Origin of the sequence: Scrofimicrobium sp. R131 (assembly GCF_040256745.1) — a bacterium.
GTDB classification, from domain to species: Bacteria; Actinomycetota; Actinomycetes; order Actinomycetales; family Actinomycetaceae; genus Scrofimicrobium; species Scrofimicrobium appendicitidis.
In genome coordinates this window covers 411,801-426,800 of sequence record NZ_CP138335.1, presented here as the reverse complement: position 1 = coordinate 426,800, position 15,000 = coordinate 411,801, and the positions used below count along the sequence as shown (strand labels likewise).

The window sequence follows — 15,000 nt, the reverse complement described above, 5'->3', positions numbered from 1 at the left end:
CCGCCCCTCTCACACAGTTTCAACGGCTAGTCGGCGACGGGACCTCATGGCGCGCACGGCCGTGATGCCAGTCCCGATAATGATCAGCAGGCCCAGAGAGAACCCCTGCCAGAAGGTGGGGATTCCAAGCAGAATCATGCTGTTTTGCACCATGGTGATTAGCAGGGTGCCGAGGATGACCCCGGTGATGGAGCCGGTGCCGCCGGTGATGGAGGTTCCACCCAACACGACCGCAGCGATCACCATCATTTCCGATCCGAGCAGGTTGGTGGGGTGCATCTGGCCCATCATGGAGGTGCGGACCAGGCCGGCCAGCGCAGCGATCACCCCGACAATCACGTAGAGCCAGAACTTGATCCGACGAACCCGGAACCCGGCCCGAGCCGCCGAAGTCTCATCGCCCCCAATCGCCAAAATGCCGCGACCAAACATGGTGTAGCGCATCATCAGGAAGGCTCCAAATACCACCGCCACGAAGATCAGGAACGTGGTGGGCAGGTTTGAGGTCAATCCGGACTGGGGATTGGTGGCCACCAGCAGCGTCGATTTGCCGAGGGCATTCATTGAAGGCGGCAGGTTCGGGATTTGCACCGAGCCGAGCGCTCCCTGCATGATGCCGGAGAAGACCGACGTGGTTCCAAGGGTGATGATCAGGGTGGGCACCTTCAGCCGGGAGGCAAAGACTCCGTTGAATGCCCCCAGGAGAGCCCCCAGAGCCACCACCATGATCAGCGGCAGGAAGATTGATCCCTGATAGCTGACCGAGACCAGGTAGCTGGTGGTGGCGTAGACCGCGAGGGAGGCCAAGGCCGGAAACGACACGTCGATCCCGCCGGAGATAATCACCAGGTAGGCGCCGATGGCAAAGATTCCTGGGACCACCATCGCATTGGCGATGTCGACCAGGTTGTTGGCCGCAAAGAACTGCCCGGAGCGAAGCTGGATCACCAGCGCGAGGAGGACGATGACTAGAAACAGGTAGAACTCGTTAGCTCGGACAACTCGATTGACTAGCTTCTTCATCGGCTGACCTCCTGTCCACTCTCGTGCGTCATGATCTGGCTCAACTGGGCTTCGGTCGTCGTGTAGGGGTCAATTTCTTGTTCAATTCGCCCCGACTTCATCACCAGGACCCGGTTGCAGTTCTCCAATACCTCAGAGATATCGTCGGAAATGATCACGACTGCCAGCCCTTCCCGGGCCAGTCGGCGCAGGGTTTGGTGAATGTCGTATTTGGAGCCGATGTCTACCCCAACGGTCGGGCCGTTTAGAATCAGGATTCTCGGGGCGGTGGCCAGCCACTTGGCCAGCACGATCCGCTGCTGGTTGCCACCGGAGAGGGTGGACGCAGCGTTCTCAGGGTCATTGGTGGCAATTTTCAGCTCGTCGACCCAATGTTGCGCCTCATTCTCCCGCTTCTTGTCGTCGAGCAGTCCCATCCGCCCGACCAGGCGGTCAATCTCGGCGATGATGATGTTGTCGCTGATTGACCGATCGAGGAACAGGCCCTCGGTGAGGCGATCCTCCGGGACGTAGCCAACTCCGGCCCCAATTGCCTTCCGAATCGACCCGGTCCGGGCGGGTTTTCCATTGATTAGAATCTGACCCGAGTCGGGACTGTACTCACCAAACAGCGCCAGCGCCAACTCGGTTCGTCCGGAGCCCAGCAGGCCGGTAATCCCCAGAATCTCTCCCTGCCTCAGGGAGAAGTTGATGTCGGTGAAGCCGTGTGCCAGGCTCAATCCCTGCACTTCCAGGACCGGATCGTCAGAGACATTCTCCGGCACAAAGTGGCTTTCCTCGAACTCACGGCCGGTCATGAAGTAGGAGAACGACTTGCGGTCGAGTTCTTCCGGTAGCCGGGTGGCGACGATCTCGCCGTTTCGAATAATGGTGAACCGATCGGAAATCTCGAACACTTCCTCCAGCTTGTGGCTCACAAACAGAATGGAGATGCCCCGGTCTTTTAGATCCAGGGTTACACGGAAGAGGGCCTCGACCTCTTTGCGGGTCAGTGCCGTCGTGGGCTCGTCCATGATGATCAACTTGGCGTCACTCATTAGCGCCCGCGAGATCGCGACCAGCTGTTTGTCAGCCACCGACAGGTCACCGACTTTTGCTTCCAGATCAACCTTGAAGTCGACCTTGGACACCGCTTCCTCCGCGATGGCTCGAGCCCGCTTCCAGTTGACCAGTTTTCGGCCTGCAGCCAGTTCAGAGGTCAAAGCCAGGTTTTCCATCACGGTCAGGTTCGGGAAGACCGAGAAATCCTGGTAGATGACCTGAACCCCATGATCGATGGCTTCAAGTGGGCTGATATGGCTGAATGACTTATCTCCGTAGGTGATGGTGCCCTGATCCGCCTGATACACACCGGAGATGATCTTGATCAGGGTCGATTTGCCGCTGCCGTTCTCACCGGCGAGACAGTGGATCTCACCCGGTTTGATCTGCAGGTCGATGCCTTTTAGCGCTTTAACGCCGGCGAAAGACTTGTGGATGTCTTTCACAGCCAGAACATTATCTGACACTTGCTGGCTCCCTCCACGACTAGGGTTGACGGTCTGGATTCAAGTGGGAGGGGGACAGCGCCCCCTCCCACTTTCGACGTTCGAACTAGAAGCCGAAGTCGCCCACGTTTTCCTTGTTGATTACGATCCAGCCGTTGCCTTCCAGCACCTTGTCCGAGCCTTCAGCGAACTGCATATCCTCGTAGCCGGGAACTCCCAGGTCCAGGCCGTTCTTGATCTCTTCCCCATTGAGGATCTTGGTGGCCAGCGAGGCCAGCGCGTAGCCGGCATCTGCCGGATCCCACAGGGTGAGGGAGGTGACCAGGCCGCTTTCCAAGATGGCGCGGTTGGCTTCGGGCATACCCGTTCCAGCGGTAAAGACCTTCCCCTTCAGTCCCAGTTCCTCGATCGCGCGCGCAATTCCGGGAGCGTCAAACGAGGAGGTACCGACGATTCCCTTGACCTCGGGGTACTTCTTCAGGACCTCTTTGGCGGTCTGGTAGGCGACCTCGCCATCATCTTGGGACTCCACTCGCGGCTCAGCCTCGAGCAGCTGCATGTTCGGGTAGGCCTCCTTCTGGCGGGCGACCGCCCCGTCTGCCCATTCATTGTGAGAGGCGTTGGTAACGTGACCCACCATGGTGGTGTAGACACCCTCCTCGCCCATCGCTTCGGCCAGGTTATCCATAATGAAGGCGCCGTAGTCGGCATTGTTGAATGCCTCGATGTCGTACTGGGTGTTTTGCAGCGACGCCCCCTCGTGGGAAACAACCACAATGCCGGCGTCCATCGCTTCCTTTAGCACGGTCTCCAGCGCGCCCGGATCAACCGGCACCACACCAATCGCATCCACGCCCTGCGCGATCAGATCCTGGATCACCTGCGCCTGCATGGTGGCGTCGGTCTCGGCCGGCCCCTTCTGAAACACGTTCATCCCGGTGTCAGCCGCGTAACGCTTGACGCCCTCGTCCATCCGGACGAACCACGGGTTAGTGGCGTCCTTCGGCACAATTGCGATCGTGTAGTCGCCCCCGGCCGGTTCGGCGGCCGAGGCGTCACCCGACTGGTCAGAGGGCTTCTCTGTCGGGGCGTCGGACCCGCCAGAGCAGGCCGACAGCGCCAGTGCTGAGGCGGCGAACAGTCCGACTAGCGGCCCTGAGTAACGGCGTAGTTTCATCTCAATCTCCTTATTGTCCTAGCGACATGCTGTTGTGGAGGGCCCCCACGCCCTCAATTAGGTCCAACCCAACCTGCTGCACCCGAAACGACATCAGGTCGCCGAAAGGTACGCTTTCCTCACACCGATGGACAGAGAACTAGGCAGAACTTGGCTCGGTGGGAGGCGGCATCTTTTTTCAACGACTGTGTTGCGTTCCAGGACCTAGTTTGAACCGCTTCATCTAATGAACCGGTTCAAACGTGGTGATAGTCACTGTATACTGGTGAAGCTTGCTCCGCAACCGTGGTTTCGGCGTCGTAACCATTTCGAGACCAGCGGAGCCGCAACTAGAGCCGGAGTTAATCTAGCCAGGAGGCCGCATGCCCAACCAAGAGAGCAGTCACGCGTCGTCTGGGAAGGGCAAATCCAAAAAAGGAAAGAAAGCCAATCGGGCCTCGATTCGCGACGTAGCCGAGTTGGCCGGCGTCTCCATTGGGACCGTGTCGAACACGCTGAATCGGCCCCAAACCGTTCGGAAGCCAACCAGGGAGGCGGTTGAAAAGGCCATCCGCGACCTGAACTTCACCCCAAACCCGCACGCACGGGTTCTCTCCGGTAGCGCCAGCCAACTAATCGGGCTGATCGTGTTGGACGTTCGGTCTCCCTTTTTCATGGAGGTGGCCCATGCGGTAGAGAAGGTCGCCTCGATGAACGATCACGTCGTGGTGGTGGCCTCCTCTGAGAACAGCGAGGCCAAGGAACAGCAACTGCTGAAGATGCTGGCGGCCCAGCAGGTGCGTGGGGTGCTCCTCAGCCCCGCGACGGCGGGGCCCTTCCCCCCAACCGCGCCGGTGGCCGAGGTGGAAGTCCCCACCGTCTACGTTGACTGCCACATGGGACCGGATCACTGCTGCGTCTCGGTGGATCACGTCGCCGGAGCCCGCCTGGCCACCCGACACCTCCTGGATCTGGGACACCGACAGATTGCCTTTGTTGGCGACTCAACACAACTTCACCAGTTCGATGACCGCATCACCGGGGTCCGTCAAGGTTTGGCCGAGCGGGGTCTCGATCCGGCCGAGAGCCTGATTGAGATTCGTCCCCCCGGTTTGGGCATGCAGGACGGACTGTTTGCCGGAGCTGAGCTCCTCGATCTTGGCCTACCCACCGGAATCCTCTGTGGCAACGACATGATGGCTTTCGGCGTCTACCGGGCGCTGGCCACGGCCGGGGTGGAGGTCGGCAAAGAGGTGGCCCTGATCGGCTACGACGACGTCGACTTTGCCGCCGATTGGGTGTTGCCGCTGACCTCAGTCCGCCAGCCAACCAGCGAGATGGGCCGGGTTGCGGCCCAACTGCTCCTCGAACACACCTCGGGGGACCCGAACCACCAGCATCAACAGGTGGTGCTCCGACCAGAGTTGGTGATTCGAGAATCCTCCGGCAAACCCCGAAACTAGGCGCAGACAACCGGTTGCGGACCTGTCCACTCTTTGGATGCATTAACTGACAACAAAACTTTGTTCCCGTGGCAACCTCACTAGACTGGCCTTAATGCGGCACCGCCCCAGTGTTGGTTTGACGGTGCTGACTGCCATCCCCACTGGAGAGGAGCTCCGATGTCCAGCCCGGAGTCAACTAACCGACCCAAGGTGATTGCCACCTTCCTGTCTCCTGGGAGCGAGCGGGAGGAACGCCGGATCCTACGCATTTTGCGCGCGGAAACAGTGGGCGGGGTCCTGCTGGTCCTCTCCGCTCTGGTCGCGCTTATCTGGGCTAACTCTCCCTGGTCAGACAGCTACTTCGCTCTCCGCGACTTTGAGATCGGCTACGCCCCGTGGAACCTGAAGTTGTCTTTGGGAACCTGGGCGGCGGACGGCCTGCTGGCCATCTTTTTCTTCCTGGTCGGACTGGAGCTGAAGCGGGAGTTCGTAGCCGGTGATCTGCGAAAGTTCTCCACCGCGATCGTGCCGATGGCCGCGGCCGCCGGCGGCGTGCTGGTTCCCGCCCTGATCTACACGCTGGTGGTGCGGAACTACCCCAACTTGCACCACGGCTGGGCCATCCCCACCGCCACCGACATCGCGTTTGCGGTCTCCGTCCTGGCGCTGATCGGATCCGCGCTTCCCAGTGCCGTCCGGATCTTCCTGCTGACGTTGGCCGTGGTCGACGACTTGATTGCGATCTTCATTATCGCCATCTTCTACTCCACCGACATCAACTACGTGGCGCTCCTGATTTCCTTCGCGGTGATTGCTCTCTACGGTGCCATCGCCCAGTATCGGCGACTGCACTTCGCGCTGAAACCGGCCACTGCCTGGTACATTCTGCTGCCCCTGGGCGTGGTTGCGTGGGCGTTCATGCACATGTCCGGCATTCACGCCACGATTGCCGGGGTGCTGCTCGGCTTCACGATTCCGGTCAAGCCACCGCGGGGCCTGCCAGCCCACGGCAACACCGGTTTGGCCGGACAGTTCGAGCACCGATTCCGCCCGATCTCGGCTGGCGTCGCGGTTCCCCTGTTCGCATTCTTCTCAGCCGGTGTGGCGGTAGGCAGCTTCGACGGCTTCATCCACACGCTGACCTCGCCGTCCGCCCTGGGCGTGATGGCGGGCCTGGTGTTTGGAAAACCAATTGGCATTTCTTTGACCACCTGGCTGATCACCCGGATCGGACCGATTCGACTGGATCCCTCGGTCAAGTGGCTGGACCTGTTCGGCATGTCGGTCCTGGCCGGCATCGGGTTCACCGTTTCGCTCCTGGTGTCCGAGTTGTCATTTGAGGCGGGGCACGCAGCCCACGCGGAGACCAAGGTGGCAATCTTGACCGCGTCCGTGATTGCGGCTTTGCTCTCGTCCCTGATCCTGGTGCCCCGAAACCGGCTCTACCGGCGCGGAGCCCTCCCCAAAGAAGTCGGCTAGCCGACTCGTCAGTCGTCCCCTCGTTGGCCGCGAACGCGACCGGTGAGGCGGCGGTAGACCGTTCGGGTGCGGTAGGCAAGTTCCAGGGTGCGGTACATCGGTTCACTCAGCGGCAGGTCCCACAGCCCGGGAACGTCAACGTAGTGCTGGGCAAACTGCAGCTTGTACCGACCCACGTCGTAGAGCTGAGGCGTGCGCGGGGAGTGAATCCCCATTAGGTCCAACCCCTCGATTCCCTCCTCGCCCAGCAGGCAGGCCACCTCAAAGTCCAGCAGAGGTGCGGTCTGCGACGAGCGGGCCGCCGCATTGGTGGCTCCGTAGAAGGCGGTCGCCCGCTTCCCGTACACTCCCACCAGGTCCCACCCGGCCAGCTTGCCGTCTAGTTTGAGGGCGAACAGGCGGGCGTGTTCGGGGCCGAGCTTTTGCAGCATCGCCCAGTAGTAATCGAACTCGTGCGGGGTGAAGCCGTCCCGGCTACCGGTCTCTTCCATGATCCGGTAGTACTCGGTGAACTCTTCCCGGCTCAGGCCGGTCGCCTCGACGATGGTCCCGTTGTGTTCTTCGAGCCGGCGGCGTGCCTTTTTGATCAGGCGCCGCCCAGCCGTGGGCAGCAGCTGGAACGCTTGCTCCCGGTTACCCCTGGCTCCGTCGATCAGAACCGTCCGATCGTAGCCAATCACCCGAAATGGGCGGTGCAGCGCCGGGTGCTCGTACCAGGCGTGAAGCCGAACGAAGCTGTAAGGCTTGGCGTGTTGGCGCAGGTGTGTGCGCAGCAGGTCGAGGGCTTCCTCTTCCCGATCCGGCGCCGGCGCCTTCAGCCACAGCGGCCCGTTTCTCGTCCACAGGTATTTTTGACCCCGAACTTCGTACCGGTAGAAGGTGGCAGCGGCCAGAACCTTCCCGTCTTCCTCCCAGAGCAGGTGCCCCCACAGGTAGTGGCCGTTCGCTTCGGAGAACTTCCGCCAGGGGGTGGCCTGTTCTAGTGGAACGAAGGCTGCTCCCGAGACAGCTTGGCGCAACTCCTCAGCGTCAACCCGGCGAATCAGCACGATACCCTACCTTCCCTAGCGAAGCTTACACGTCGCTGACCTGGGGAAACCCACTTGGACTCCCCGCGTTACTGCACGTACCGATCGTACCTTGTTCCCCGTCCGGACAGGCGCAAACTCCTTAAGCTTTCCATGAGCTCGGATGGATTGTTACCATCGAGGCACCCATTCCAAGGAGGAATGACATGTGCCGTTGGATTGCCTACCAGGGGGACCAGATCTACCTGGACACCCTGCTGACCAAACCAAACCATTCCCTGCTGGACCAGAGCATCAACGCTCGGCACCTGCGCCTCCAGACCTCACCCCTGGCGCACCAGTTCCGTGACCACGAGTTCCCGACCAATGGGGACGGCTTCGGGATGGCTTGGGTCGGGCCGCGGGGAACACTCGGCCAGTTTCATGAGGTGACCCCGGCGTGGGACAGTCAAAACCTGCGGTCTTTGGCCGAGCAGATCAGCGCCCCGGTGTTCCTTGCCCACGTCAGAGCAGCGCCGGGCGGCACCATCAGCCAGCAGAACTGCCACCCCTTCGTCCAGGACGGGTGGATGTTCCAGCACAACGGCAATGTCGGCGGGTTCGACCTGATTCGCCGAGAACTATGTCTGGAGATTGCCCCCAGGTACTTCTCGCAACTCCGGGGCAACTCTGACACCGAGGTCTGCTTCTACCTAGCGCTCACCTACGGACTGGCTAAGGATCCGGTCACCGCATTGGCTCGCCTGCGAGATCGGATCGAACTGGCCCGGACCGAGAACGGAATCCAGGCGCCGTTCACGGCCACGATGGCGGCTACCTCCGGGAACGGAACCTACGCGCTTCGAACTTCCAGTGTGCCAGCGAAAGGGCAAACCCCAACCTGGGCTTCGCCTACGCTCTACTTTGCTCACGGTCCGATCCAGATCCGCTTGCACGATGGCAGCCAGGAACGGCTGCCGGAAAATGCTCAGCTAGTCGTTTCCGAGCCGGTGGTGTTGGACTTTTCCGACCGCACCTGGCAGGAGGTCCCAGACCAAAGCGTTACCACTTTCCAGTTGGGCCGGCCCCCAGAGCACGTCGCCCTGACCTGACCCAACCGAGCTAGGGCCAGGATGGGGCAGGGTTAAATGCAGAATGCCCCTCACCGTGTGGTGGGGGGCGTTCTGTTTGGTTGATTTGCGGTGGTTTGCTAGTCTCCCACATCCTGTCGGTTGCAGTACCTTCGCCGTTGTGGGGCTTAGCTTCCGGGTTCGGAATGGGACCGGGCGTTTCCCCCACGCTATGACCACCGCAAAAGTGGTCTACCATGGTCACTCAAACCCCTAGGGGTTTTTGTGTTTGGGTTGGTAGTGGATCGTATAGTGGTTGTTCGCGTGTTATCAATGATTTTTGTGTGTTTTGATGGCTCGCGTGTTGTGTTTGGTTTAGTGTTGGCCAATTAGTACCAGTCAGCTCTACACACCTTACGGTGCTTCCACTTCTGGCCTATCAACCCAGTCTTCTTCTGGGGGCCTTCACAACAATTGTTGATGGAAACCTTATCTTAGAGATGGCTTCCCGCTTAGATGCTTTCAGCGGTTATCCAACCCGAACGTAGCCACCCAGCCCTGCACCTGGCGGTACAACTGGCACACCAGAGGTTCGTCCGTCCCGGTCCTCTCGTACTAGGGATGGGTCTCTGCAAGTTTCCTACGCGCGCAGCGGATAGGGACCGAACTGTCTCACGACGTTCTGAACCCAGCTCGCGTACCGCTTTAATGGGCGAACAGCCCAACCCTTGGGAGCGACTACACCCCCAGGATGCGACGAGCCGACATCGAGGTGCCAAACCATGCCGTCGATATGGACTCTTGGGCAAGATCAGCCTGTTATCCCCGGGGTACCTTTTATCCGTTGAGCGACACCGCTTCCACAAGCCAGTGCCGGATCACTAGTTCCTGCTTTCGCACCTGCTCGACCTGTCAGTCTCACAGTCAAGCTCCCTTTTACACTTACACTCGCCACCTGGTTACCAACCAGGCTGAGGGAACCTTTGAGCGCCTCCGTTACCATTTAGGAGGCAACCGCCCCAGTTAAACTACCCACCAGGCACTGTCCCCAACCCAGATCATGGGCCAAGGTTAGATGCACACTAATATCAGAGTGGTATTTCACCAATGACTCCACAAACACTAGCGTGCCTGCTTCACAGTCTCCCACCTATCCTACACAAACACCAGCGAACACCAATACCAAGCTATAGTAAAGGTCCCGGGGTCTTTCCGTCCTGCTGCGCGTAACGAGCATCTTTACTCGTAGTGCAATTTCACCGAGTTCATGGTTGAGACAGCAGAGAAGTCGTTACGCCATTCGTGCAGGTCGGAACTTACCCGACAAGGAATTTCGCTACCTTAGGATGGTTATAGTTACCACCGCCGTTTACTGGGGCTTCAATTCAAACCTTCGCTACCCACAAAGGGGCAGCTAAGCTTTCCTCTTAACCTTCCAGCACCGGGCAGGCGTCAGTGCGTATACATCGCCTTACGGCTTCGCACACACCTATGTTTTTGATAAACAGTCGCTTCTCTCTATTCTCTGCGACCCACCCTGGCACCAAACACGGCAAGCGTGCTCCACCAAGACAGGTCCCCCTTCTCCCAAAGTTACGGGGGCATTTTGCCGAGTTCCTTAACCATGATTCTCTCGTCGCCTCGGTATACTCTACCTGACTACCTGTGTCGGTTTAGGGTACGGGCGGTATCAGACCTCACGTCGAGGCTTTTCTAGACAGCACAGGCTCACTCTCAAACCCCAAAAAAGGGGCTCCCATCAGTCCTCACCTATAACGTCCCCGGATTTACCTGAGGACAGGCCACAACCTTAGACACACACAACCACCGGTGTGCGAAAGCTACCACTCTGTGTCACCCCTGTTAACACGCTCACCACAAGAAAACCTCCACAACCGCAGCCCCGAAACATCCCGCTCCCGAAAGAGCAGAACACACGAAACTAGAGTTATCTCAGTCTAAATGCAGCGTTTGGCGGTCTAACACCGGTACCAGAATATCAACTGGTTATCCATCGACTACGCCTGTCGGCCTCGCCTTAGGACCCGACTAACCCAGGGAGGATAAACCTAGCCCTGGAACCCTTAGTCAATCGGCGGACAGGATTCCCACCTGTCATTCGCTACTCATGCCTGCATTCTCACTCCCACCAAGTCCACCAACGCTCACACGCAGGCTTCACCCCAGGCAGGACGCTCCCCTACCCAACAACACCCAACAAAAGTTGAGCACTCATTGCCACAGCTTCGGCGGTGTACTTCAGCCCCGCTACATTATCGGCGCGGAATCACTTGACCAGTGAGCTATTACGCACTCTTTCAAGGATGGCTGCTTCTAAGCCAACCTCCTGGTTGTCAAAGCAACTCCACATCCTTTCCCACTCAGCACACACTTAGGGGCCTTAGCTGATGATCTGGGCTGTTTCCCTTTCGACTATGAAGCTTATCCCCCACAGTCTCACTGCCGTGCTCAAACTAATGGCATTCGGAGTTTAGCTGATCTCAGTAACCCAACGGGCCCATCAACCAACCAGTGCTCTACCACCACCAGACATACACGACGCTGCACCTAAATGCATTTCGGGGAGAACCAGCTATCACGGAGTTTGATTGGCCTTTCACCCCTACCCACAACTCATCCCCCCAGTTTTCAACCTAGGTGGGTGCGGTCCTCCACAGCGTCTTACCACTGCTTCAACCTGGCCATGGGTAGATCACCCCGCTTCGGGTCTAGAACACGCGACCATAAACGCCCAAAAATTTCAGACTCGCTTTCGCTACACCTACCCCACAAGGGTTAAGTAAGCCACATGCCACTAACTCGCAGGCTCATTCTTCAAAAGGCACGCCATCACCACAACCCCCCACAAGGAGGAGCCGACCGGCTCTGACGGCTTAAAGGCGCCCGGTTTCAGGAACTATTTCACTCCCCTCCCGGGGTACTTTTCACCATTCCCTCACGGTACTAATACACTATCGGTCATCAAGAAGTATTTAGGCTTACCAAGTGGTCTTGGCAGATTCACACAGGATTCCACGAGCCCCGCGCTACTCGGGAACAAGCTCAGCAAACAAGGAAGAATTTCACCTACACGACTATCACGCGCTACGGTCCAACATCCCAGAAGGTTCAGCTACCCAACCCTGCTCACCCCAGGCCACAGCGACAGCCCAGAAAAACTTGCCCCACAACACCGCATGCACAACCCTCGCTGAGTATCACACACACACGGTTTAGCCACCTCCGCTTTCGCTCGCCACTACTCACGGAATATCTTCTCCTACGGGTACTAAGATGTTTCACTTCCCCGCGTTCCCCCTAACACCCTACAAAACTCAGATGCTAGTAACAAGACATAACTCTTGCTAGGTTCCCCCATTCGGAAATCCTCGGATCAACACTCGCTCGCCAACTCCCCGAGGCATATCGCAGGCCACAACGTCCTTCATCAGCTCTTGATGCCAAGGCATCCACCGAACGCCCAACAAAACTAAACAAACACAAACAACAAGAACAAACCAAAAAAAACTCAAATCACACAAAAATAAAGATGCAAACAACCACTATACAATTCACCAACAACCCAACCCCCAACAAACACCCCACAAACAAACGGGATGCCATGTTGAAAGTGAACCTGACAGTGTGTGCCCTTGACCCCCACCCACACCAGGGGCAGGAAAAAACAACCCTAAACACGGAACACCCAAAACGAGCATCCCCAAACAGGGTCTCCTTAGAAAGGAGGTGATCCAGCCACACCTTCCGGTACGGCTACCTTGTTACGACTTCGTCCCAATCGCCAATCCCACCTTCGACCACTCCCCCCACAAACGTGGTTAGGCCATGGGCTTCGGGTGTTACCAACTTTCATGACGTGACGGGCGGTGTGTACAAGGCCCGAGAACGTATTCACCGCAGCGTTGCTGATCTGCGATTACTAGCGACTCCACCTTCACGAAGTCGAGTTGCAGACTTCGATCCGAACTGAGACTAGCTTTAAGGGATTCGCTCCACCTCACAGTATCGCAACCCTCTGTACCAGCCATTGTAGCATGCGTGAAGCCCAAGACATAAGGGGCATGATGATTTGACGTCATCCCCACCTTCCTCCGAGTTAACCCCGGCAGTCTCCCATGAGTCCCCACCATCACGTGCTGGCAACATAGGACAAGGGTTGCGCTCGTTGCGGGACTTAACCCAACATCTCACGACACGAGCTGACGACAACCATGCACCACCTGTAAATGAGTGTCCAAAGATCCCCGTACTTCTACGGTCTTCTCAAATATGTCAAGCCTTGGTAAGGTTCTTCGCGTTGCCTCGAATTAATCCGCATGCTCCGCCGCTTGTGCGGGCCCCCGTCAATTCCTTTGAGTTTTAGCCTTGCGGCCGTACTCCCCAGGCGGGGCACTTATTGCGTTAGCTACGGCGCAGAAGCCACAACAGCCCCCACACCTAGTGCCCAACGTTTACAGCGTGGACTACCAGGGTATCTAATCCTGTTCGCTCCCCACGCTTTCGCTCCTCAGCGTCAGTAATGGCCCAGAGATCCGCCTTCGCCACCGGTGTTCTTCCTGATATCTGCGCATTCCACCGCTACACCAGGAATTCCAATCTCCCCTACCACACTCAAGCATGCCCGTACCCACCGCACTTCACTAGTTAAGCCAGTGAATTTCACGACAGACGCGACACGCCACCTACAAGCCCTTTACGCCCAATAATTCCGGACAACGCTCGCACCCTACGTATTACCGCGGCTGCTGGCACGTAGTTAGCCGGTGCTTCTTTACCCCATACCCTCAAACCACCCCAAAAGCGGCCCTTGGTCAAGAGCGAAAAAGGTTTACAACCCGAAGGCCTTCATCCCTCACACGGCGTCGCTGCATCAGGCTTTCGCCCATTGTGCAATATTCCCCACTGCTGCCTCCCGTAGGAGTCTGGGCCGTATCTCAGTCCCAATGTGACCGACCACCCTCTCAGGCCGGCTACCCGTCAAAGCCTTGGTAAGCCATTACCCCACCAACAAGCTGATAAGCCGCGAGCCCATCCCCAACCACAAAAGCTTTCCAACCAGCCCCATGCGAGACCAGCAGAATAATCAGTATTAGACACCCTTTCAGGAGCTTATCCCAAAGAAGGGGGCAGGTTACTCACGTGTTACTCACCCGTTCGCCACTAACCACACCCACAAAAGCAGGCGCAATCCGTTCGACTTGCATGTGTTAAGCACGCCGCCAGCGTTCGTCCTGAGCCAGGATCAAACTCTCCGAAAAAAACAATCCGGAAAACCAGCCACCAAAAAACGGTGACCAGAAAATCCCAACACTCAAAAAAACAAAACAATCAAAAACACACACTATCAAGTTCACAAACAACAAACCGCTAGGGTTTTACTGGCCTCAAGTCCGTTTCGGACTCAACCAGCGGATTACTACTCTACCTCATCCGATTCGAAGCTGTCAACTTCGCCTCTGTGGTCTGAGCCACTGGGACTCGGAGAGGTATTTAGTTTTCCTCGCTGCCCCGAAGAGCAACAGGTACTAAGTTAGAGCGGATTTCGGACCTTGACAAGTTCGGGACCGGTGATACGGACCACAAGGTTACTTTTCGGCTTGCTGGTGCGGAAAGTGCTGCTTGGGCTGAGGTGGCAGAGAGGCCCTGCCGGGCTCATCCCGACAGGACCTCTCTGGTCACGACATCAATCGGCTTTACCCACTGTCAAGGCTACCTAGACGAAGCTCAAAAGATGAGACCTGCTAGGCCCTCTGTCCTCGCTGCGGGGGCCGGCCGAACGCCGGAGCGCCTACTCGCCCGACTGGTCCGACGAACCGGTGGTGGCCTTAAAGCTCAGCTCCGTATCGTCCCCGGTCAGGACCAACTTGTCGCCGTCGAGCTTCCCCTCGGAAACCTTCTCCAGCGCACCGGCAAAATTCTGCTCCAGAGTCATCAGATCCTCTTCGCACGCCATCTGGGTCATAGCTAGCGGGCCAAGGGTGATCTTGCCCGCGTCTCCCACCTCGACCTGAGTGAACATCTGGTTACAACCAACAGAGGTAGAGAATGCGCCATCCTCGGTCACGACCAGTTCGATCGGCTGATCCAGCGGCTTCAGGTCACCGCTCGGGCCCTTCCCCTCCTGAAACTCCCAGGTGCCAACCAGGGTGTCGGTGGTGACTGGCTCACCAGCCGCGCTGGAGCCCCCTCCCCCACACCCGGCCAGGGCAAATGAGGCGGCCACAGCCAGGCCAGCCAATCCACGGGTGACAAACTTTCGGTTAGAAATCACGATGCCAGTCCTCTCTCAGACACAGCAAGGCGGCCCTGACC

At 58.2% G+C, this 15,000-nt stretch carries 8 protein-coding genes and 3 rRNA genes; 3 read left to right on the top strand and 8 right to left on the bottom strand.

From position 1 onward, the window contains the following. Positions 1-9: 9 nt before the first annotated feature. From SAC06_RS02065 to SAC06_RS02055, 3 genes are all read right to left on the bottom strand, one after another. A complete protein-coding gene (locus SAC06_RS02065) occupies positions 10-1,023 on the bottom strand; it encodes an ABC transporter permease (protein WP_350258555.1) in 1,014 nt (337 codons plus the stop codon). Further along, positions 1,020-2,531, bottom strand: a complete 1,512-nt coding sequence (locus SAC06_RS02060; RefSeq protein WP_350258554.1) for a sugar ABC transporter ATP-binding protein — start codon at positions 2,529-2,531, stop codon at positions 1,020-1,022. Before SAC06_RS02060 ends, SAC06_RS02065 begins: the two co-directional genes overlap by 4 nt. 85 nt (positions 2,532-2,616) lie before the next feature. After that, the gene (locus SAC06_RS02055) at positions 2,617-3,687 is read right to left on the bottom strand and encodes an autoinducer 2 ABC transporter substrate-binding protein (protein WP_350258553.1); all 1,071 of its coding nucleotides are present in this window, start codon (positions 3,685-3,687) and stop codon (positions 2,617-2,619) included. A 362-nt stretch (positions 3,688-4,049) separates the two neighbouring features. Between SAC06_RS02055 and SAC06_RS02050 the strand changes: the two genes are divergently transcribed. Together SAC06_RS02050 and nhaA are read left to right on the top strand one after the other, a co-directional pair. Continuing rightward, on the top strand, positions 4,050-5,129 hold the full coding sequence (locus tag SAC06_RS02050; RefSeq protein WP_350258552.1) for a LacI family DNA-binding transcriptional regulator: 1,080 nt from the start codon (positions 4,050-4,052) through the stop codon (positions 5,127-5,129). A 159-nt stretch (positions 5,130-5,288) separates the two neighbouring features. Then, a complete protein-coding gene (gene nhaA, locus SAC06_RS02045; RefSeq protein ID WP_350258551.1) occupies positions 5,289-6,590 on the top strand; it encodes a Na+/H+ antiporter NhaA in 1,302 nt (433 codons plus the stop codon). A gap of 8 nt (positions 6,591-6,598) precedes the next feature. Here the strand turns inward: nhaA and SAC06_RS02040 are convergent, their stop codons facing one another. Beyond that, on the bottom strand, positions 6,599-7,639 hold the full coding sequence (locus tag SAC06_RS02040; protein ID WP_350258550.1) for a GNAT family N-acetyltransferase: 1,041 nt from the start codon (positions 7,637-7,639) through the stop codon (positions 6,599-6,601). Between the two features lie 185 nt (positions 7,640-7,824). Here SAC06_RS02040 and SAC06_RS02035 point away from each other — a divergent pair, with 185 nt between their 5' ends. After that, the gene (locus SAC06_RS02035; protein WP_350258549.1) at positions 7,825-8,709 is read left to right on the top strand and encodes a class II glutamine amidotransferase; all 885 of its coding nucleotides are present in this window, start codon (positions 7,825-7,827) and stop codon (positions 8,707-8,709) included. An 85-nt stretch (positions 8,710-8,794) separates the two neighbouring features. Here the strand turns inward: SAC06_RS02035 and rrf are convergent. The 4 genes from rrf to SAC06_RS02015 all read right to left on the bottom strand — a co-directional run bounded on the left by rrf (position 8,795) and on the right by SAC06_RS02015 (position 14,959). Beyond that, positions 8,795-8,911, bottom strand: a 5S ribosomal RNA gene (rrf, locus tag SAC06_RS02030). Positions 8,912-9,032: 121 nt separating this feature from the next. After that, positions 9,033-12,164: ribosomal RNA gene (locus SAC06_RS02025) — 23S ribosomal RNA — on the bottom strand. A gap of 243 nt (positions 12,165-12,407) precedes the next feature. Further along, a 16S ribosomal RNA gene (locus SAC06_RS02020) occupies positions 12,408-13,946 on the bottom strand. The 16S, 23S and 5S rRNA genes sit together here, the layout of an rRNA operon. 530 nt (positions 13,947-14,476) lie before the next feature. Next, positions 14,477-14,959, bottom strand: a complete 483-nt coding sequence (locus SAC06_RS02015; RefSeq protein WP_350258548.1) for an META domain-containing protein — start codon at positions 14,957-14,959, stop codon at positions 14,477-14,479. Positions 14,960-15,000: the final 41 nt, after the last annotated feature.

Excerpts from the sequence above, each read along its gene's own strand:
- nhaA (WP_350258551.1), top strand. The coding sequence starts at position 5,289 with ATGTCCAGCCCGGAGTCAACTAACCGACCCAAGGTGATTGCCACCTTC.
- SAC06_RS02050 (WP_350258552.1), top strand. The coding sequence starts at position 4,050 with ATGCCCAACCAAGAGAGCAGTCACGCGTCGTCTGGGAAGGGCAAATCC.
- SAC06_RS02035 (WP_350258549.1), top strand. The coding sequence starts at position 7,825 with ATGTGCCGTTGGATTGCCTACCAGGGGGACCAGATCTACCTGGACACC.
- SAC06_RS02055 (WP_350258553.1), bottom strand. The coding sequence starts at position 3,687 with ATGAAACTACGCCGTTACTCAGGGCCGCTAGTCGGACTGTTCGCCGCC.
- SAC06_RS02065 (WP_350258555.1), bottom strand. The coding sequence starts at position 1,023 with ATGAAGAAGCTAGTCAATCGAGTTGTCCGAGCTAACGAGTTCTACCTG.